The organism is Azospirillum thermophilum (assembly GCF_003130795.1).
In the GTDB taxonomy this organism is placed as follows: Bacteria; Pseudomonadota; Alphaproteobacteria; order Azospirillales; family Azospirillaceae; genus Azospirillum; species Azospirillum thermophilum.
Map to the genome: position 1 here is coordinate 500001 of NZ_CP029357.1, position 21068 is coordinate 521068.

Annotated in this window: 12 protein-coding genes and 3 pseudogenes (1 of these 15 only partly in view); 13 read left to right on the forward strand and 2 right to left on the reverse strand. The window is 69.1% G+C overall.

The window, feature by feature from the left end; genetic code table 11:
* From DEW08_RS27065 to DEW08_RS27090, 5 genes and pseudogenes are all read left to right on the forward strand, one after another.
* Positions 1 to 941, forward strand: a pseudogene (locus tag DEW08_RS27065) (ABC transporter ATP-binding protein); it begins 912 nt to the left of the window's first position.
* A gap of 108 nt (positions 942 to 1049) precedes the next feature.
* A complete protein-coding gene (locus DEW08_RS27070; protein ID WP_109333496.1) occupies positions 1050 to 2573 on the forward strand; it encodes an ABC transporter substrate-binding protein in 1524 nt (507 codons plus the stop codon).
* A gap of 85 nt (positions 2574 to 2658) precedes the next feature.
* Positions 2659 to 3581: pseudogene (locus DEW08_RS27080) on the forward strand (ABC transporter permease).
* Positions 3582 to 3586: 5 nt separating this feature from the next.
* Positions 3587 to 4441 (forward strand): ABC transporter permease, encoded by an 855-nt coding sequence (locus DEW08_RS27085; protein WP_109333164.1) that lies wholly within the window; start codon positions 3587 to 3589, stop codon positions 4439 to 4441.
* Positions 4438 to 6195, forward strand: coding sequence for a M14 family metallopeptidase (locus DEW08_RS27090; protein WP_109333166.1), 1758 nt, complete (start codon positions 4438 to 4440; stop codon positions 6193 to 6195). The genes DEW08_RS27085 and DEW08_RS27090 overlap by 4 nt, the downstream gene beginning before the upstream one ends.
* A gap of 46 nt (positions 6196 to 6241) precedes the next feature.
* Here the strand turns inward: DEW08_RS27090 and pyk are convergent, their stop codons facing one another.
* A complete protein-coding gene (pyk, locus tag DEW08_RS27095; protein ID WP_109333169.1) occupies positions 6242 to 7663 on the reverse strand; it encodes a pyruvate kinase in 1422 nt (473 codons plus the stop codon).
* A 386-nt stretch (positions 7664 to 8049) separates the two neighbouring features.
* Here pyk and DEW08_RS27100 point away from each other — a divergent pair, with 386 nt between their 5' ends.
* From DEW08_RS27100 to DEW08_RS27130, 7 genes are all read left to right on the forward strand, one after another.
* Positions 8050 to 9198, forward strand: a complete 1149-nt coding sequence (locus DEW08_RS27100; RefSeq protein WP_109333171.1) for an aldose epimerase family protein — start codon at positions 8050 to 8052, stop codon at positions 9196 to 9198.
* A 410-nt stretch (positions 9199 to 9608) separates the two neighbouring features.
* Positions 9609 to 11669, forward strand: coding sequence for a carbon starvation CstA family protein (locus DEW08_RS27105; RefSeq protein WP_109333173.1), 2061 nt, complete (start codon positions 9609 to 9611; stop codon positions 11667 to 11669).
* Positions 11662 to 11862, forward strand: a complete 201-nt coding sequence (locus DEW08_RS27110) for a YbdD/YjiX family protein (protein WP_109333176.1) — start codon at positions 11662 to 11664, stop codon at positions 11860 to 11862. The genes DEW08_RS27105 and DEW08_RS27110 overlap by 8 nt, the downstream gene beginning before the upstream one ends.
* 429 nt (positions 11863 to 12291) lie before the next feature.
* Complete coding sequence (gene edd, locus DEW08_RS27115; protein WP_109333178.1) at positions 12292 to 14118, forward strand: phosphogluconate dehydratase; 1827 nt, start codon at positions 12292 to 12294, stop codon at positions 14116 to 14118.
* A 232-nt stretch (positions 14119 to 14350) separates the two neighbouring features.
* A complete protein-coding gene (locus DEW08_RS27120; protein ID WP_109333180.1) occupies positions 14351 to 15712 on the forward strand; it encodes a GntP family permease in 1362 nt (453 codons plus the stop codon).
* 12 nt (positions 15713 to 15724) lie between these two features.
* Complete coding sequence (locus tag DEW08_RS27125; RefSeq protein WP_109333182.1) at positions 15725 to 16237, forward strand: gluconokinase; 513 nt, start codon at positions 15725 to 15727, stop codon at positions 16235 to 16237.
* Positions 16238 to 16316: 79 nt separating this feature from the next.
* The gene (locus tag DEW08_RS27130; RefSeq protein ID WP_109333184.1) at positions 16317 to 16946 is read left to right on the forward strand and encodes a carbonic anhydrase; all 630 of its coding nucleotides are present in this window, start codon (positions 16317 to 16319) and stop codon (positions 16944 to 16946) included.
* Positions 16947 to 16979: 33 nt separating this feature from the next.
* On the opposite strand, the gene DEW08_RS27135 is transcribed toward DEW08_RS27130, so the two are convergent.
* Entirely contained in the window at positions 16980 to 17816 is an 837-nt protein-coding gene (locus tag DEW08_RS27135; RefSeq protein WP_109333186.1) for an SIS domain-containing protein, read from the reverse strand.
* 563 nt (positions 17817 to 18379) lie between these two features.
* Between DEW08_RS27135 and adhE the strand changes: the two are divergent.
* Positions 18380 to 21066 (forward strand): annotated as a pseudogene (gene adhE, locus DEW08_RS27140) (bifunctional acetaldehyde-CoA/alcohol dehydrogenase).
* The last annotated feature ends 2 nt before the right edge of the window (positions 21067 to 21068 follow it).

Genomic DNA, 21068 nt, shown 5'->3' on the forward strand with positions numbered 1-21068 from the left:
GACACCCCGGACTATGCCGCCGGACCGCTGCTGTCCGTGCGCGACCTGACGGTGCGCTTCAAGGCGAAGAGCAACCTGCTCGGCCGGGTCACCCATCAGGTCCATGCGGTGACGCGCGTGTCCCTCGACATCCATCCGGGCGAGACGCTGGCGCTGGTCGGCGAGTCGGGATCGGGCAAATCCACCATCGGCCGCACCATCCAGCAGCTCCAGGACGCCACCTCGGGCCGCATCTCCTTCGGCGGGCGGCCGCTCACCGAGATGGGCGGCGCCGAGCGCAGCCGGCTGCGGCGGGACGTCCAGTACATCTTCCAGGATCCCTTCGCCTCGCTCGATCCGCGGCGGACGGTGGGCTTCTCCATCGCCGAACCGATCCGCACCCACGGGCTGCTGACCGACGAGCGCGAGATCACCAGGAGGGTCTCGTCGCTGCTGGAGCGGGTCGGCCTGCCGCCGTCGCATGCCGGCCGCTATCCGCACGAATTCTCGGGCGGCCAGCGCCAGCGGGTCTGCATCGCCCGCGCCCTCGCCTCCGATCCAAAGCTGATCATCGCCGACGAGGCGCTGTCGGCCCTCGACGTCTCGATCCAGGCGCAGATCATCAACCTGTTCATGGACCTGCAGGCCGAGCGCGGCCTCGCCTACCTGTTCATCAGCCACGACATGGCGGTGGTGGAGAAGATGAGCCACCGCGTCGCCGTCCTCTATCTCGGCCAGATCATGGAGATGGGCAGCCGCCGGCAGATCTTCGAAACGCCGGCGCACGACTACACCCGCCGGCTGCTCTCCGCCGTCCCGGTGGCCGATCCGGGCCGGCGCGGCAGCCGCCCGGCGCTGCTGGAGGGGACATCCCGAGCCCGGTCCGCGCCGTCGGCGACGATCCGGCGGTCCTGCCGCTCGAGGAGGTGCGGCCCGGCCATTTCGTCCGCCGGACCGCATGACAGCTCCCGCGCGCGGCCGTCCGGCAGGCCCGCGAGGGGAAGAGACCAACGACAACCCGCCGAAGAAGGAACAGGCGCATGGCTTTGGGAACGAAGGGGGCATTGGGCATGACGGGGATGAAGGCCGCGCTGATGGCCGCGGCCCTGGCCGGGGCGATGGGCCTCGCGACGCCCGCGGAGGCCGCCGGCAAGCTGACCATCTCGTCGCCGCAGGATCCCGGAAGCTGGGACCCGATCGACACCTTCCTCGTCAACTGGGCGTCGGTCGCCACCAACATCTTCGACGGGCTGACCTACCGCGGCCCGGACCGCAAGCTGGTGCCGGGGCTGGCGGACTCCTGGACCGAGCTGGACGGCGGCAAGCGCATCCGCTTCAAGCTGCGCACCGGCGTCAAGTTCCACAACGGCGAGCCCTTCAACGCCGCCGCCGTGAAGTTCACCTTCGACCGGCTGCTGGGCGAAGAGGGGGCGAAGGGACCGCAGCGGTCCAACTACATCGCCATCGAGAGCGTGGAGATCATCGACGACTCCACGGTCGACCTGAAGCTGAAGGCGCCCGACCCGGTGCTGCTGACCAAGCTGGCCGGCTATGGCGCGATGATCGTCCCGCCCAACTACATCAAGGAGAAGGGCGACGCGGTCTTCAACGTGAACCCGGTCGGCACCGGGCCGTTCAGGTTCGTCTCCTACGCGCCGAAGACCGGCATCAAGCTGGAGGCCAATCCGGACTACTGGGGCGGCGCGCCCAAGCTGTCGGAGGTCGAGTACCGCTTCATCTCCGAGCCCTCCACCGCCGTGGCGGAGCTGCAGGCCGGCCGCGTCGACCTCGTGCTGCCGCCGACCATTCCCATCGGCATGGTGCCGGTCATCCAGGCCGACCCCAAGCTGGCGATCCTCAGCGTGCCGGGGCCGACGGTCGATGCCCTGCGCTTCAACACCAAGAGCGGGATCACCGCCGACCCGCGCGTGCGCAAGGCGCTGACCATGGCGGTCGACCGCACGACCATCGTCAAGTCGATCCTGGCCGGCCAGGCCTCGGAGATCGCCAGCTTCCAGGGCGAGCTGTCCTTCGGCTACGACCCGTCGCTGAAGCCGCTGCCCTATGATCCGGCGGGGGCCAAGGCGCTGCTCGCCCAGGCGGGGGTGAAGCCGGGGGCGGCGGTGCAGATCGACATCCGCGGCAACGACGCCACGATGAACGAGGTGGCGCAGGCCATCTCCGGCTACCTGCAGATGGTCGGCGTGACCGCCACCATCAAGCCGTACGAGACCAACGTGCTGCTGAACGACATCATCCCCCAGGGCAAGACCGGGGCGATGTTCCAGCAGAAGTGGGGCGGCTGGACCTTCGACTACGACAACACCGCCTACGCCATGTACCATTCCGGCGAGAAGTGGAACCCGTACGAGCAGGACGCCGAGCTGGACAAGCTGCTGGAATCGCAGCGTGCGATCACCGACGTGGCCGAGCGCGAGCGCATCCTGAAGCAGATCGCCCGCACCGTCGCCGACAAGGCGCTGGAGATGCCGCTCTACAACTCCAACGCGATCTACGGCGTCAACAAGCGGGTGAAGAATTTCGTGCCGGCACCGGACAACCGCGTGAAGCTGACCGACGTCACGGTGGACTAAGCAGGGAGCCCGACGCCGCCGGCCCGCGACGGGTCCCGGCGGCGTCCCCGACCGATCCGCAAGAACAGTTCGAGGGACGAGCGCCTTGGCCGGCTTCCTTCTCAAGCGCCTGATCCAGGCGATCTTCGTGGTGATGGTGGTGACGCTGGTCGTCTCCTTCGCCATCCGCCTGACCGGCGATCCCGCCCTGATGCTGACGCAGGGGCGGGCAGCATCACCGAACAGGATCTGGAACGCATCCGCGAGGCGCTGGGCGTCAACCAGCCCTTCCTGGTCCAGTACTGGGAGTTCCTGACCGGGCTGCTGCGCTTCGACTTCGGCAGGAGCTTCCTCGGCGGCACCCCGGTGTCGCGGCTGATCGCCGACGCGCTGCCGGCCACGCTGCTGCTCGCCGTCGTGTCGATGGTCGTGTCGATCGCGCTGTCGATCCCGCTGGGCATCAAGGCGGCGACGGCGCGCGGCGGGATGGCCGACCAGGCGATCCGCATCCTGTCGCTGGTCGGGCTGTCGGTACCGAACTTCTGGCTGGCGACGATGCTGGTCCTGCTGTTCGCCATCACGCTGGGCTGGCTGCCGCCGAGCGGCATGGAGGGGCCGGCCAACTTCGTCATGCCGGCGGTCACCATGGGCGTCATCCTGACCGCGACCAACGTGCGGCTGGTGCGCAGCTCCATGCTGGAGACGCTGCAGTCGCAATATGTGATGGTGGCGCGCGCCAAGGGGTTGAGCGAGAGCAAGGTCCTGTACAAGCATGCGCTGCGCAACTGCGCCATTCCGCTGATCACCTATTTCGGCCTGCAGTTCGGCGGCCTGCTGGGCGGCATCGTGGTGGTGGAGCGGGTCTTCAACTGGCCCGGCCTCGGCACGCTCGCCTTCGATGCGGTGGCGGCCCGCGACTATCCGGTGCTGCAGGGCGTGATCACCGTCCTGTCGCTGCTGATCGTCGGCGTCAACCTGCTGGTCGACATCGCCTACGGGCTGGTCGATCCGCGCATCCGGACATCGTGACCGCCATGGCCGCCCTGCGCTCCTTCCTGCGATCCAGGCGCTTCTGGAACCTGGAACTCCTTCTCGGCTCGCTGCTGACCACGGTCATCTGCCTCGCCGTCCTGTTCTCCGACCTGCTGTTTCCCGGCGGGGCGGACCGGATGGACCTGCTGGCCCGGCTGGTCCCGCCGCTGCAGAATGCCGCCCATCCGCTGGGCACCGATCCGCTCGGCCGCGACGTGCTGGCCCGCGTGGTGGCCGGCGGCAGGATCTCCCTGCTGGTCGGCTTCGTCTCGGTCGCCGGGGCGGTGGTGATCGGCGTGCTGATGGGCCTGATCGCCGGCTATTACCGCGGCTTCTGGGACATGGTGGTGATGCGCTTCGCCGACGTGCAGCTCGCCCTGCCCTTCATCCTGCTGGCGATCACCTTCATCGCCATCGTCGGCGGCAGCCTGACCAACACCATCATCCTGCTGATCGTGTCGCAGTGGGTGCAGTATGCCCGCCTCGTCCGCGGCTCCGTCCTTGCGCTGCGCGAGCGGGAGTTCATCCTGTCAGCCCGTGCCATCGGGGTGAAGGACTGGCGGATCATCCTGCAGCACCTGCTGCCGAACCTGATCGGCCCGGTGATCGTGCTGATGACGCTGAACGTCGCCAACAACATCCTGCTGGAAAGCAGCCTGACCTTCCTCGGCCTCGGGGCCGACCCGACGATCCCGAGCTGGGGCGGCATGCTGGCCGCCGGCCGCACCTACCTGCAGCTCGCCTGGTGGGTCAGCGTCTTCCCGGGCCTCGCCATCCTGCTGACGGTGCTGGGCCTCAACCTGCTCGGCGACTGGCTGCGCGACAGCCTCGACCCCACCGGGAGAACCTCGCGATGACCGTGCTGTTCGACGCCACCTTCGAGCGGACGCTCGACAGGCTGGCCGCCCGTCTGGCCGTCCGGCCGGCCCGCCAGTCCGGCGGCGCGCCGGCGGCGGAGGCCTGGACCTTCGACGACGCGCCCAGCCGGCGGGCCGCCGAGCGGGCGCTGGCGGCGCAGGGCGTCGCCGTCCGCATCCGCAGCGCCTACAAGCCGCTGGTCCACTTCTTTCTGGAGGAGGTCGACCGGACGGCGCTCGCCGCCGCCGACATCGCCTATCCGGTCCATCCGCTGGCCCCGCCGAACCGCTTCCTGCTGGAGGCCTATCCGCTGGCCGCCCTGCTCGACGGGGCGGCGGTCGCCTTCCGGGCGCGGCCGGACGAGGCCTTCCATTACGAGGTGGCGCTGACCTTCCGGGACGGCCGGCGCGAGGAGCACCGGGTCGCCGCGCCCAACCGCGTCCACACCGACATGGCGGGCGAGACCAGCGTCTCCCCCACCGGCTGGCTGCGCATCGCCGGCGGGGGAGAGGGCGAGCGGCTGGAGACGGAGTATGAACGGCTGTTCGAAGCGGCCATGAAGGCCGTCATCGACCATCCCTGGACCGGCGGCGAGCCCTATTTCGAGGAGCTGAACATCCGCGTCGAGCTGCCGGCGGCAGACCAGCCGCTCGGCTACGGCGACGAGGTGCTGAGCCTGCGCGAGGCCCTGCACGAGGAGTTCTACTTCTCTCTGCTGGAGGTGTTCCAGCGCAAGTCGGGCCGGCCGCTCGGCGACCGCGGGCTGAAGCCCGGCCAGATCGCCCCGGAGATCGTCGCCGGCACCGGCGCCGTGCGCGCACGGGTCGAGCTGCGCCCGCTGTCGCGCGCCACCGCCCGCGGCCCGGCCGATCCGCTGGACCGCGCCGGCGCCCCGCTGGTCGAGGCGCAGATCCGGGCCGAGCTGGAACGGATCGGCGGCGAGGCCTTCGAGGCGCCGACGCGCAGCGGCCGCCGCGTCCTCGCCCGCCATGTCCGGGGGAGCGACGCCGCGGTGATGATCAGCGGCGGCCAGCACGCCAACGAGACGACGGGGGTGGTCGGGGCGCTGCGCGCCGCCCGGCGGCTGGCCGGACGTCCGGGGGCCCACTTCACCGTGTCGCCGCAGGAGAATCCGGACGGCTACGCCCTGCACCATCGCCTGCGCGTCGACAACCCGCGCCACATGCACCATGCCGCGCGCTACACGGCGCTCGGCGACGATCTGGAGTACCGGATGCCGGACGGCAGCGGCGCCGGCCTGCTGGAAAAGGAGATCCGGCTGGAGGCGGAACGGCGCAGCGGCGCGCGGCTGCACGTCAACCTGCACGGCTATCCGTCGCACGAATGGACCCGGCCGCTGTCGGGCTATGTCCCGCGCAACTTCGCCATGTGGACGCTGCCGAAGGGCTTCTTCCTGGTCCTGCGGCACCATGCCGGCTGGGAGGAGCGGGGCGAGCGGCTGCTCGACCGCATCACGCGGCGGCTGGGGGATATTCCGGGCCTGGCCGAACGCAACGCCGCGCAGATCGCGCTGTACGAGACCCATGCCGGGGAGACGGGATTCCGCATCGTCAACGGCTTCCCCTGCCTGTGCTCGGTCGACGACCGCCACAGCGTGCCGATGACGCTGATCACCGAGTATCCGGATGAGACCATCTACGGCGAGGCCTTCGTCCTGGGCCACACCGCGCAGATGGAAACCGTGCTCGCCGCCTACGACGCCTGGCAGGAGATCGCGGCGGCCCAGGCCTGAGGGGCCGGCCGGCGCGCCGCCCGGGCGACGCGCCGGCCCGACCGGATCAGCGCCGGTCGATCTGGATCACGCGGATGTTGTTCGTCGTGCCCGCCTGGGCGAAGGGGATGCCGGCGACGACGACCATCGAGTCGCCCACCTTGGCGAAGCCCTGCTCCTGTCCCCACCTGCTGGCGCGCTCCACCATCTCCTCGTAGGTGTGGATGTCCTCGGACAGGATGCTGTGGGCGCCCCACAGCAGGCAGAGCCGGCGGGACACCTGCTCGTCCGGTGTGATCGCCAGGATCGGTACCGCCGGGCGGCGGCGGGCGATGCGCGCGGCGGTCGTCCCGCTGGAGGTGAAGGCGAGGATCGCCGAGGAGTGGATGACGTTGGCCAGATCGGCGGCGGCGGCGGCGACGGCATGCGGGGCCGTCTGCTCCTCCCCCGGATCGGAGGCGTTGATGATCGAGCGGTAGAGCTTGTGCTGCTCGGTCGAGCGGATGATGCGGTCCATCATCTCCACCGTTTCGACCGGGTAGGAGCCGCTGGCCGATTCGGCCGACAGCATCACCGCATCGGCGCCGTCATAGATGGCGGTGGCGACGTCCGACGCCTCGGCCCGCGTCGGGGTCGGGGCGGAGACCATCGAATCGAGCATCTGGGTGGCGACGATCACCGGCTTCACCGCGAGACGGCAGGCGCGCACCAGCTCCTTCTGCCGGCCCGGCACCTCCTCGTGCGGGATCTCGACGCCGAGATCGCCGCGGGCGACCATCACGGCGTCCGACAGGCGGATGATGTCGTCGATCTTGTCGAGGGCGGACGGCTTCTCGATCTTCGCCACCAGGCCGGCGCGGTCGCCGATCAGGCCGCGCGCCTCCAGCAGGTCGCCGGGCTTCTGGACGAAGGACAGCGCCACCCAGTCCACCCCGAGCTCCAGCCCGAAGGCGAGGTCGGCGCGGTCCTTGGCGGTCAGCGGCGACAGGTCGAGGATGGTGCCGGGCAGGTTGACGCCCTTGCGGTTGGAGATCACCCCGCCATAGATCACCTCGGCCTCGATGAAGTCGTCGCCGATGCGGGTGACGGCGACGCGCACCCGGCCGTCGTCGATCAGCAGGTGGTGCCCAGGCGCGATCGCCGCGAAAATCTCGGGGTGGGGCAGCGGGATGGCGTCCCGGTCACCGTCGCTGCCGGTCGGCACGAAACGGATCGTCTCGCCGGCCGCGACGTTGATCTTGCCGTCGCGGATCGTGCCGACGCGGATCTTCGGCCCCTGGAGGTCCTGCAGGATGCCGATCGGCCGGCCGACCTCGGCCTCCAGCGCGCGGATGGCGGCATGGACCTTGGCGTGGTCCTCGTGGGTTCCGTGGCTGAAGTTCAGCCGGAAGGTGTCGACACCGGCCAGGAACAGCCGCTTCAGCATCTCTGGCGAGTTGCTGGCCGGTCCGACGGTGGCAACGATCTTGGCGCGGCGGTGACGTCGCATTCTCACTCGGCCTCGGCGGGCCGCCTCCTGTGTTGGGCCCCCGGGCGAGGGGGCGGGTCTGGAACCGGCCGCGATGTCCGGCCCGGATACCGTGGATGTTGGGGAGCCGGCTGCCGTCGACAACCGGTCCGGAGTCAGCGTGCCGGTGTCGGCCATGATGGTCCACCGTCCCGACCCCGTTTGTACACGAAATCCCGCGAGGCCGCTCGCAGCGCTGCGACATAATAGCCGGAGCATCATCCGCACCGCGACCGACCTTGCCGTGATTTTTGATATACTAATATACTTTTTTGCCGCCGTCACGCGCCGCGCGATGGCCGGCATCGGGAAGGGCCGGCGCCGGAAAGGGCCGGTGCCGTCCCGGCCAGAACAACAAGGATATCGTCATGAGGAAATGGACTAGTGGTGCGTTGCTGCTTCTCCTCGGCGTTTCCACGGCCGCGCTGGCGGCTCCCGGCGACGCCGGCGGCTATGTCGAGCTGAAGCGGGAGAATTTCCAGAAGGAGATCGACGGCAAGCCGGTCGACCTCTACACCCTGACCAACGCCAAGGGGATGGTGGTCAAGATCACCAACTATGGCGCCAAGGTCGAGCAGATCCTGGTTCCCGACCGCAACGGCAATCTCGGCGACGTGGCGCTCGGCTATGACGGCATCGATCAGGTGATCGCCGGGCAGCCGTCGATGGGCGCCTTCATCGGCCGCTACGCCAACCGCATCGGCGGGGGCAAGTTCTCCATCGACGGGCAGCCGTACCAGGCCAGCCTGAACGACGGGCCGAACAGCCTGCACGGCGGCAAGAAGGGCAGCCGTTTCGTCGTCTTCGACGCCCGGCAGATCGACCCGGCGACCGTCGAGATGCGCTACACCTTCAAGGACGGCGAGGAAGGCTATCCCGGGACCGTCCCCGCGCGGGTGGTCTACAAGGTGACGGACGACAACGCGCTGGACATCGCGTTCGACGCGACCACCGACAAGCCGACGATCGTCAACTTCACCAGCCACGTCTTCTTCAATCTGGCCGGCGAAGGCAACGGCAGCATCCTGAACCACCAGCTCCAGGTCGATGCCGACAGCTTCACCCCGGTGGACGGCACCCTGATCACCACCGGCGAGATCCGCCCGGTCAAGGGCACGCCGCTGGACTTCACCAGCCCGCAGGCCGTCGGCGCCCGGATCGCGTCCGACTATGACCAGCTCGGCTTCGTGAAGGGCTACGACCACAACTTCGTGCTCAACAAGAAGGCGGGCGACTACGGGCTGATGGCCCGCATGGTCGAACCGGCGTCCGGCCGCGTCCTGGAAGTCTACGGAACCCAGCCGGGGCTGCAGTTCTATTCCGGCAACTTCCTGACCGGTGCCGTGCCGAAGGACCAGGGCAAGGGCGGCCACCTCTACAAGCTGCAGGAGGCCTTCTGCCTGGAGCCGCAGGTCTTCCCCGACGCGCCGAACAAGGCGAACTTCCCCTCGCCGGTCCTGCGGCCGGGGGAAACCTACAGTGGCCGGATCACCTACAAGTTCCTGACCCGGAACTGACCGGCCGCCGCCCGCCGCGGCGTGCCTGACCGGGCCCGTGCGCCGGGGCAGTCCCGCGCACGGGCCTTTTTATTTCCACGGCAGATCATTGATCAAGCCAACAAAAGCCAAGCTGCAGCCTGAAGTGGATTTCGGTCAACCCAGGTAGCGGGGGAACGTCCGGACAATACTGACTGTTGTGGCGGCGAGCAGATTCGCGTCCGGTGCCGTATAATGACTTCGTCCAATGCGGCTCGCTGCCGCAAGACGGCTTAAAAGTTGTCTGGCATACTAGAACACGAGCGGTTAGTGGTGTTGGCCGGTTGGCGGGAGCGCAGCACCGGGCTGTACGGGATCAGAGCCGGCAGACCCGGGCCGATTGCCTGCCCGACCAACGACGCTCACGCGAGCTACATCCAAGAGGTGCAATAATGCCCGCTCAATTGCGGCCGTTCATCTGGATCGGCATTGCGGTTCTGGGGGCCGCCTGTCTCGGCGGCATCGCCCTGAACCGGGGAGAAACGATCAACGCCATCTGGTTCATCGGCGCGGCGGCCGGCGTCTATGCGCTGGCCTACCGCTTCTACGCCGGCTGGATCGCCGCCAGGCTGATGGTGGTCGACAGCACGCGCGCCACGCCGGCCGAACGGCTGAACGACGGCCGCGACTTCGTCCCGACCCACAAATGGATCACCTTCGGCCATCATTTCGCGGCCATCGCGGGCGCCGGCCCGCTGGTCGGCCCGACGCTGGCCATGCAGTTCGGCTACATGCCCGGCACGCTGTGGCTGCTGGTCGGCGCGGTCTTCGGCGGCTGCGTGCAGGACATGGTCATCCTGTTCTGCTCGACCCGCCGCAACGGCCGCTCCCTCGGCCAGATGGCGCGCGACGAGCTGGGCCCGGTCGCCGGATCGGCGGCGCTGCTCGGCACCCTGATGATCATGGTGCTGATCGTCGCGGTGCTCGGCCTCGTGGTGGTCAACGCCATGAAGCACAGCCCGTGGGGCACCTCCACCGTGTTCGCCACGATCCCGATCGCCATCCTGGTCGGCGTCTACATGCGCAACATCCGGCCCGGCCGGGTCCTGGAGGGCTCGCTGATCGGCCTTGCGCTGCTGCTGCTGGCGACGGCCGGCGGCGGCTGGCTCGACCACAGCCCGCTGCGCAGCTGGTTCGACTATGACGGGACCACGCTGGCCCTGTTCGTGATCGGCTACGGCTTCCTCGCCGCCATCCTGCCGGTGTGGCTGCTGCTCGCCCCGCGCGACTACATCTCCACCTTCATCAAGATCGGCGCCATCCTGCTGCTGGCCTTCGCGGTCGTGATCCTGCAGCCCGAGATGAAGATGCCGGCCTTCTCGCGCTTCACCGACGGCACGGGGCCGGTGGTCGCCGGCAACCTGTTCCCCTTCCTGTTCATCACCATCGCCTGCGGCGCGATCTCCGGCTTCCATGCCCTGATCTCGTCGGGCACCACGCCGAAGCTGATCGCCAACGAGCGCGACATCCCGATGATCGGCTACGGCTCGATGCTGATGGAGAGCTTCGTCGGCCTGATGGCGCTGATCGCCGCCGCGGTTCTCGACCCCGGCGTCTATTTCGCCATCAACTCGCCGTCCGGCGTCGTCGGCCGCACGGTCGAGCAGGCGGTGGCCACCATCTCCGGCTGGGGCTTCCCGGTCACGGCGGAGACGATGAACGAGCTGGCCCGCGAGATGGGCGAGACGACGCTGCTGGCCCGCACCGGCGGCGCCCCGTCGCTCGCGGTCGGCATGGCGACCATCTTCGCCGGCGCCTTCGGCAAGTCGATGCTGGCGCTGTGGTACCACTTCGCCATCATGTTCGAGGCGATGTTCATCCTGACGGCGGTGGATGCCGGCACCCGCGTCGGCCGCTTCATGCTGCAGGACATGCTGTCGAACATCTGGAAGCCGTTCGGCGACACCAAGTCCTTCCCGATGACGATGCTGAGCTCCGCCCTGTTCGTCGCGATGTGGGGCTACTTCCTCTACATCGGCGTGATCGACCCGCTGGGCGGCATCAACATCCTGTGGCCGCTCTTCGGCATCTCCAACCAGATGCTGGCGGCCATCGCGCTGGCCGTGGCGACCTGCATCTTCGTCAAGTCGGGCAAGGCGCGCTATGTCTGGGTGACCGCCGTGCCGATGGTCGCCATCGCCCTGACGACCACCTACGCGGCGTGGGAGAAGCTGTTCTCCGCCGACCCGCGCGTCGGCTTCCTCGCCGGGGCGGACGCGCTGGCCCAGAAGCTCGCCGCCGGCCAGCTCACCGGGGCCGCCCTGGAGAGCGCGCCGAAGCTGATCTTCAACCAGCGGCTCGACGCGGCGCTGACGGTGTTCTTCGTCATCGTGCTGTGGGTGGTGATCGTCGAGGCGACGCGCCTGTCGCTCCGCCATCTGCGGGGCGAGGTGGTGCCGCCGCTGACCGAGCATCCGTGGGAGCCGCGGACCGCCGGGGGGAACGATGACTGAGCGGCGTGGCGTGGTCCTCCATGCGCTTCGGGCCGGCTGGCAGGGTCTGCGCCAGGTCACCGGCGACGACGCGTTCGAACGCTATCTCGAACGCCACAGGAAGCTGCATCCGGAGGTCCCGCCGCTCTCCCGCGAGGAGTTCTACGTCAGCGAGCTGGACCGCAAATGGTCCGGCGTGAACCGCTGCTGCTGAGCCTGCGGGCGCCTCAGGCACCCTGACGCCGAAGGGACGGTGCGGGAAACCGCGCCGTCCCTTTTGCATTCCGGCGCACCGGGTTGGACCGCAGTTTGGAAGCCAACTACATGTAGCTCGTTTGTTTTTCGACTACAGGAAGCCAGCCTCCAAGGTTCCGGACATCTTCGGACCCACCCCTCGGGGAGCCGTGAAGCGGGCTGCGGGCCATTTTGTCGCAGCGCTATCAGCAGCAGTGGCGCCCCTGCAACAGACACCACCAATAGCGGCTCATCCGGCCGGCACACACCATGGAATGCGGCTCGCCACCCAGCCTGGCCGGCCGGCCACCCCTTCCGCGCCGGCCCGGCGCCGCAGGCCGTCGTTGCGTCGGGCGGCGCGGAGGCGTAGCGTAGTTAAGCTACACGTCAAAGAGCGACAGATACCGCCATGAGCAAGCTGCACCCCCGGCTCGTCGAGGTCACCGAGCGCATCCGCACGCGAAGCCGCGACACGCGCGCCGCCTATCTGGACCGCACGCAGCGCACCGCCGAGGCCCATCCGGCGCGCAGCGGCCTGTCCTGCGCCAATCTGGCCCATGCCTTCGCGGCGGCGCCGGCGGCGGACAAGCTGCGGCTGCGCAGCGGCTCCCACGCCAACCTCGGCATCGTCACCGCCTACAACGACATGCTGTCGGCCCACCAGCCCTACGAGGGCTACCCGGCCATCCTGAAGGCGGCGGCGCGGGAGGTCGGCGCGGTGGCGCAGGTGGCGGGCGGCGTCCCGGCGATGTGCGACGGCGTCACCCAGGGCAATCCCGGCATGGAGCTGTCGCTGCTCAGCCGCGACGTGATCGCCATGGGCACGGCCGTCGCCCTGTCGCACAACATGTTCGACGCCGCGGTGATGCTGGGCGTCTGCGACAAGATCGTCCCCGGCCTCGTGATCGGAGCGCTGCAGTTCGGCCATCTGCCGGTGGTCTTCGTCCCGGCCGGCCCGATGACCAGCGGCATCTCCAACGACGAGAAGTCCAAGGTCCGCCAGCTCTTCGCCAACGGCCAGGTCGGCCGCGACGCCCTGCTGGACGTCGAGGCCAAGGCCTATCACGGAATCGGCACCTGCACCTTCTACGGCACCGCCAACTCCAACCAGATGCTGATGGAGGTGATGGGCCTGCATCTGCCGGGCGCCGCCTTCGTCCATCCCAACACCCCGCTGCGCGACGCGCTGACGGCCGAGGCCGCCCGCCGGGCGCTCGCCCTCACGGCAGGTGGGCCGTCCTATACCCCGATCTCCCGGGTGGTGGACGAGCGGGCCGTGGTGAACGGCATCAGCGCCCTGATGGCGACCGGCGGCTCGACCAACCACACCATCCATCTGGTGGCGATGGCCGCCGCGGCCGGCATCCGGATCACCTGGGACGATTTCGACGACCTGTCCAAGGTGGTCCCGCTGCTCGCCAGCGTCTATCCCAACGGCAAGGCCGACGTGAACCACTTCCATGCCGCCGGCGGCATGGGCTTCCTGATCGGCGAGCTGCTCGACGCCGGGCTCCTGCATCCCGACGTGACCACCGTCGCCGGCGAGGGCCTGCACCACTACCGCCGCGAGCCGATCCTGCAGGACGGCGCGCTGGCCTGGCGCGACGGCCCCTCGCTCAGCCTCGACCAGACGGTGCTGCGCGGCGTCGCCTCGCCCTTCGCTCCGGACGGCGGGCTGCGGCTGATGCAGGGCAACCTCGGGCGCGGCGTCATCAAGGTCTCGGCGGTCAAGCCCGAGCACCGCGTCGTCGAGGCGCCTGCCCTGGTCTTCGACAACCAGGAGCAGATGATCGCCGCCCACAAGACCGGGGAGCTGCGGCGCGACTTCGTCGCCGTCATCCGCTTCCAGGGCCCGCGGGCCAACGGCATGCCCGAGCTCCACCGCCTGACCCCGGTGCTCGGCGCGCTGCAGGACGAGGGCTTCAAGGTGGCGCTCGTCACCGACGGCCGCATGTCCGGCGCGTCGGGCAAGGTCCCGGCGGTCATCCATCTGTCGCCGGAGGCGGTCGGCGGCGGCCCCATCGGCCGGCTGCGCAGCGGCGACGTCGTCCGCCTCGACGCCAACGCCGGCACCATCGAGGCGCTGGTGCCCGAGGCGGAATGGACCGCCCGCGGCACCTCGCCTCCCGCCCCGCCCGCCGACGATCTGGCCGGCGGCCTCGGCCGCTCCCTCTTCAACGGCCTGCGGGCCATCGCGCTCAGCGCCGAGGAGGGCGCTACCACCTTCGGCCGCTGATTCCGGCCGCTGACTTCTGCCGCTGACTTCTGCCGCTGACTTCTGCCGCTGACTTCTGCCACTGACGTCAGCGCCCGACTTCGGCCGCCGACCGTCATCCGGCACCCTTCGGCACCTTCGGCTCTACACCTTCCGGCTGCTCCGTCCACCCGCCGCCGCCTGCCCGCGGCGGTGAAGGGCGGAGCCTTGCCGACCCCCCTGCCCCCAAGAAGCAAGAAGAAGGACTTCCACCATGTCACCAACCGCAGCAGCGGCCAACGGCCATGCGCTCCTGCTCTATGCATTGATCGCGATCGCCGCGCTGATCGTCATGATCGCGCGCTACAAGCTGAACCCCTTCATCGCGCTGGTGCTCGCCTCGCTCGGCATGGGCGTGGCCGCCGGCATGCCCTTCCTGACCGTGGTGTCGTCCTTCCAGAACGGCGTCGGCGGCGTTCTGGGCTTCATCGCCGTCGTCGTGGCGCTCGGCACCATGCTCGGCAAGATGCTCGCCGAATCCGGCGGGGCCGAGCGCATCGCCAAGACGATGATCGGCATGTTCGGCGAGAAGAACGTCCATTGGGCGATCATGATCGTCGCCTTCATCGTCGGCGTCCCGGTGTTCTTCCAGGTCGGCTTCGTCCTGCTGATCCCGCTGGTCTTCACCATCGCCCGCCAGACCGGCACCTCGCTGGTGAAGGTCGGGCTGCCGCTGGTCGCCGGCCTGTCGGTGGTGCACGGGCTGGTTCCGCCGCACCCCGCCGCCATGCTGGCGGTCGGCACCTTCAAGGCGGACGTCGGCCTGACCATCATCTACTCGCTGATCGTCGGCCTGCCGGCGGCGGCGATCGCCGGCCCGATCTACGCCCAGTGGATCAGCCCGCAGATCGAGCTGCCCGCCAACAACCCGATGGCCGCCCAGCTCGGCACCACCGACCGGACGGAGCTGCCGGGCTTCGGCCTCTCCATGCTGACCATCCTGCTGCCGGTCATCCTGATGGTGCTGTCGAGCGGCGCCGAGCTGACCCTGCCCAAGGAGAACAGCGTCCGCATCGCCCTGAACTTCATCGGCAACCCCGTCGTCTCGCTGCTGATCGCGCTGCTCTTCAGCTTCTACACCTTCGGCACCCGCCAGGGCTTCGGCCGCGAGCAGATCCTGAAGTTCACCAGCGACTGCCTCGGCCCGACCGCCACCATCCTGCTGGTCATCGGCGCCGGCGGCGGCTTCAACCGCGTGCTGCTCGACAGCGGCGTCGGCAAGGCCATCGCCGATCTGGCGACCAGCCTGCAGATTTCCTCCATCGTCCTGGCCTTCGTCGTCGCCGCGGTGATCCGCGTCGCCACCGGCTCGGCCACCGTCGCCATGACCACCGCCGCGGGCATCGTCGCCCCGCTGGCCGCCGCCAACCCCGGTTCCGTGCGGCCGGAGCTGCTGGTGCTCGCCACCGGCGCCGGTTCGGTGATCCTGTCGCATGTCAATGACAGCGGCTTCTGGCTGATCAAGGAATACTTCAACATGACGGTGCCCCAGACGCTGAAGACCTGGACCGTCATGGAAACCATCCTGGCCGTCACCGCCTTCGCCTTCACGATGCTGCTGGCACAGGTCGTCTGAGGAGGAATCATCATGAACATCGTTCTCATGGGCGTCTGCGGCTGCGGCAAGACCACCATCGGCGAGGCGCTGGCCAAGCGCCTGGGCTGCCGCTTCGCCGACGCCGACGGCTTCCACCCCGCCGCCAACGTCGAGAAGATGCGGGCCGGCATCCCCCTCACCGACGAGGACCGCTGGCCCTGGCTGCAGGCCATCCGCGGCGCGCTGGACGGCTGGGCCGCGGCGGGCGAAAGCTCCATCGTCGCCTGCTCGGCGCTGAAGCAGGCCTACCGCGACGTGCTGTCGCCCGGCGGCGATGTGATCTTCGTCTACCTCAAGGGCTCCAAGGACCTGATCGCGGAGCGGCTGAAGAGCCGCAGCGGCCACTACATGAACCCGAACCTGCTGCAGAGCCAGATCGACACGCTGGAGGAGCCGTCCGACGCCCTGGTCGTCGACATCGGCGCCCCGCCGGAGGAGATCGTCGAGGCCCTGCTCGCCCGGCTGCCGGTCCGCACCGGCACGGCCGGCGCACTGGCGGGCTGACCCGACACAACCAGCGGTCTTCCCGGAGACTGCGGACCGGCAGGCGCCGGCCGCGTCCCGGAGGCCAGGGAGAGGGATCATGCCGGGAACGGAGAGTTTGGTCGCCGGCTTCCGCGCGTTCCGCGCCACCTATTTCGAACAGCGGCCGGCGCTCTACGAGGCGCTGGTGAAGGAAGGCCAGCATCCCGAGGTTCTGATGATCGCCTGCTCGGATTCGCGGGTCGATCCGGCGCTTCTGCTCAACACCCAGCCGGGCGAGCTGTTCGTCGTCCGCAACGTCGCGAACCTCGTGCCGCCCTACCAGCCGGGAAGCCATTATCACGGCACCAGCGCCGCGCTGGAGTTCGCGGTGCGCGACCTGCAGGTGCGCCATGCCGTCGTGCTCGGCCATTCCGGCTGCGGCGGCATGCGGGCACTGCGGGCGCTGCGCCGCGGCATCCGGCCGGAGCGCGAGTTCATCACCCCCTGGGTCTCCATCGCCGCCGAGGCCGGCGAACAGGTCGAGGACGGCCAGAGCGACGCCGAGGCGGAACGGGCGATGGAGCAGGCGGCCCTGCAGGTGTCGCTGCGCAACCTCCGCAGCTTCCCCTGGGTGCGCGAGCGGGAGGCCTCGGGCGAGCTGATGCTGCACGCCTGGTGGTTCGACCTGCGCAGCGGCGAGCTGTGGGCCCACGACGAGGCGGTCGGCGCGTTCGTCCGCATCGGATAATCCGGACCCGGCGCCGGATCCGGCCCGCAGGGCTCAGCTCACGATCCGGCGCTGGCGGACGGCCTGCTTGTTGCGGGCCAGCCGCTCCTGCAGCGCCTCGCCCTTGCGCAGGGCGACCGCGACGGTGAGGATGTCGCCGATCAGCAGATGCGCCATGCGCGAGGTCATCGGCACGAAAATGTCGGCGTCCTCGACCACGTCCGACAGCAGCGCGACCGTGGCGATGCGCGCCAGCGGCGAGCCGGAGCAGGTCAGGGCGATCACGTCCGCCCCGACCGACAGCGCATTCTCCGCACTCTCGATGATGTCCCGGGCGCGTCCGGAGTTGGACACCGTCACCACCACGTCGCCGCGGCTGAGCGACAGGGCCGACATGTTGTAGACGTGCGGGTCGATGTAGGCGACCGTCGGGATGCCCAGCCGGAAGAACTTGTGCTGGATGTCCTGCGCGACGATGCCGGAGTTGCCGGCCCCGTAGAATTCGATCCGCCGCGCCCGCGCCATCAGGTCCGCGGCGCGTTCCACGGCGCTGGCCGACAGGTTGGCGCGCACCTTCATCAGGTTGTTGATGGTGCGGTCGGCAAGCTTGCCGATGATCGCCTCGGCGCGGTCCTCCGGGCGGACGTCCTGGTGGATGAAGGGCATGCCGCCGGCGATGTTCTGCGCCAGCTTGATCTTGAACTCCCTAAAGCCGCTGCATCCCAGCGTGGCGCAGAACCGGGCGATGGTCGGCTCGCTGACCCCGACGCGCTTGGCCAGGTCGGCCATGTGCAGGTTGATGACCTCCCCCGGCTGGGCGAGCACATACTCCGCCAGCTTGCGCTCCGATGGCCGGAACTGGTCACGTAGCGCCTCGATCCGCGTCAGCATCGCCCCTTCCTCGTCGGCTGGTAGATCCCCGGCGGCAACCGCGGGGGTGGGTCCGGCCGGGCGGGCCGGTTCACGCAGCCGCCCGTCGCCCGATCCTTCGATCCGACCTTACTACATGTAGTTTCACTACATCCTGCGGAAAAGCGGCCCGCCGGATTCGTCACGAAAGATCCAGGGACGACAGAATGTCGCACCGCTGCGAAGCAGGAAACACAGAGATTCCCTATGTTCCCTCTTGCCGGAACGGCAGGTACCGCATAATGTAGCTTTACTACATCGGGCGGGAGCGAGACGCCTCCTCAACGCCCGCCGGCATCAGCCCGCCATACCGGCGGAGATCCGGAAACCGGTATTCTGGAACCGGCATGCGGGCACTGGGATGGGTCCATCCCCCATCCTGCCCGCAGCCGGAGCCTCCACGCCACCCGCGGCTTTCGGGCCGTGATGTCACCCGACGGTCCGGCTTCCTTCCTGCCGGGTTCCGCCGATCGAAGAACGCGCCAGCGGCACAGGCTCCGCATCGGGCCGATCTGCCGCACCTCCAACCGATGCAGGTGAGAGCGATGCCTGTTGCAACGACAGCCGAACTGAACGCCCTGGTCTCCCGAGTGAAGGAGGCGCAGCGGCAATTTGCGGAGTATCCGCAGGAGAAGGTCGACCACATCTTCCGCCATGCGGCGCTGGCTGCGGCGAACGCGCGCATTCCGCTGGCCAAGATGGCGGTGGAGGAGACGCGCATGGGCGTGATGGAGGACAAGGTGGTGAAGAACCACTTCGCCTCCGAGTACATCTACAACAAGTACAAGGACGAGAAGACCTGCGGCATCCTCGAGGAGGATCCCGAGTACGGCATCATGACGATCGCCGAGCCGGTCGGCCTGATCTGCGCCATCGTCCCCACCACCAACCCGACCTCCACCGCCATCTTCAAGGCGCTGATCTGCCTGAAGACCCGCAACGGCATCGTCTTCTCCCCCCACCCCGCGCCCGCAAGGCGACCTGCGAGGCCGCCCGGCTGGTGCTGGAGGCGGCGGTGGCCGCCGGCGCGCCGCAGGACATCATCGGCTGGATCGACGAGCCGTCGCTCGAGCTGTCCAACGCCATCATGCACCACCCGGACATCAACCTCATCCTCGCCACCGGCGGGCCGGGCATGGTCAAGGCCGCCTACTCCTCGGGCAAGCCGGCCATCGGCGTCGGCGCCGGCAACACCCCGGCGGTGATCGACGAGTTCGCCGACATCAAGCGCGCCGTCGCCTCCGTCCTGATGTCCAAGACCTTCGACAACGGCGTCGTCTGCGCCTCCGAGCAGTCGGTCATCGTCGTCGAGCAGGCCTACGAGGCGGTGCGCGAGCGCTTCGCGAAGCATGGCGGCCACATCCTGTCGCCCGCCGAGGCCGACGCGGTGCGCAAGGTGCTGCTGAACAACGGCAGCCTGAACGCCGCCATCGTCGGCCAGTCGGCCCGCCGCATCGCCGAGATGGCCGGCATCAGCGTGCCCGCCCACACCAAGGTGCTGATCGCCGAGGTCAGCGAGGTGTCCGAGGAGGAGGCCTTCGCCCACGAGAAGCTGTCGCCGACGCTCGCCCTCTACCGCGCCGGCGACTTCGCCGCCGCCTGCCGGACGGCGGCCGAGCTGGTGGCGCTGGGCGGCATCGGCCACACCTCGGTGCTCTACACCGACCAGGACCAGCAGGCCGAGCGGGTGCGCCACTTCGGGCAGGTGATGAAGACGGCGCGCATCCTGATCAACACCCCCTCCTCGCAGGGCGGCATCGGCGACCTCTACAACTTCCGTCTGGCGCCGTCGCTGACGCTGGGCTGCGGCTCGTGGGGCGGCAACTCGATCTCGGAGAATGTCGGGCCGCAGCATCTGCTCAACCGCAAGACCGTGGCCAAGAGGGCGGAGAACATGCTCTGGCACAAGCTGCCCAAGTCGATCTACTTCCGCCGCGGCTGCCTGCCCTTCGCGCTGGAGGAGCTGCAGGGGCGCAAGCGCTGCCTGATCGTCACCGACCGCTTCCTGTTCGAGAACGGCCACGTCGCCGAGACGGTGCGCATCCTCAAGGCCCAGGGGCTGGAGGTGGAGACCTTCTTCGAGGTCAGCGCCGATCCGACGCTGGCGGTGGTGCGCCGGGGCCTGGCGCTGGCCAACGCCTTCCGGCCCGACGTCATCCTGGCGCTGGGCGGCGGCTCGCCGATGGACGCGGCCAAGATCATCTGGGTGATGTACGAGGCGCCCGAGGTGGCGTTCGAGGACTTGGCGCTGCGCTTCATGGACATCCGCAAGCGCATCTACAAGTTCCCCAAGCTGGGGGTGAAGGCGCAGTTCGTCGCGGTGCCGACGACCTCGGGCACCGGGTCGGAGGTGACGCCCTTCGCGGTGGTGACCGACGAGCGCACCGGGGTGAAGTACCCGATCGCCGACTATGAGCTGACGCCGACGATGGCGATCATCGACGCCAACCTGGTGATGGACATGCCCAGGTCGCTGACGGCGGCGGGCGGCATCGACGCGGTGACGCATGCGCTGGAGGCCTACGCCTCGGTGCTGGCCAACGAGTACAGCGACGGCCAGGCGCTGCAGGCGCTGAAGCTGCTGAAGGAGTATCTGCCCTCGGCCTACCGCAACGGGGCGAAGGACCCCAAGGCGCGCGAGCAGGTGCACAACGCGGCGACGATCGCCGGCATCGCCTTCGCCAACGCCTTCCTCGGGGTGTGCCACTCGATGGCGCACAAGCTGGGGGCGGAGTTCCACCTGGCGCACGGCCTGGCGAACGCGCTGCTGATCTCGAACGTGATCCGCTACAACGCGGCGGACATCCCGACCAAGCAGACGGCGTTCAGCCAGTACGACCGGCCCAAGGGGGTGGCGCGCTATGCCGAGGTGGCGCGGCACCTGGGCCTGGGCGGCAGCCGCGACCATGAGCGGGTGGAGATGCTGATCGCCTGGGTGGACGAGCTGAAGCGGACGCTGGACATCCCGGCGTCGATCCAGGCGGCGGGGGTTCCCGAGGCGGAGTTCCTGGCGCGGGTGGACGCCATCGCCGAGGCCGCCTTCGACGACCAGTGCACCGGCGCCAACCCGCGCTTCCCCCTGGTCAGCGAGCTCAAGCAGCTCCTCCTCGACAGCTACTACGGACGCGCCTACGTCGAGCAGACCGAGCGGCAGGCCGAGCCGGAAAAGGCCGCCGCGGCGAAGCCCGCCGAGAAGGTGACCGCGCTGCGCAAGGCCGCGTCCACGAAGTGACC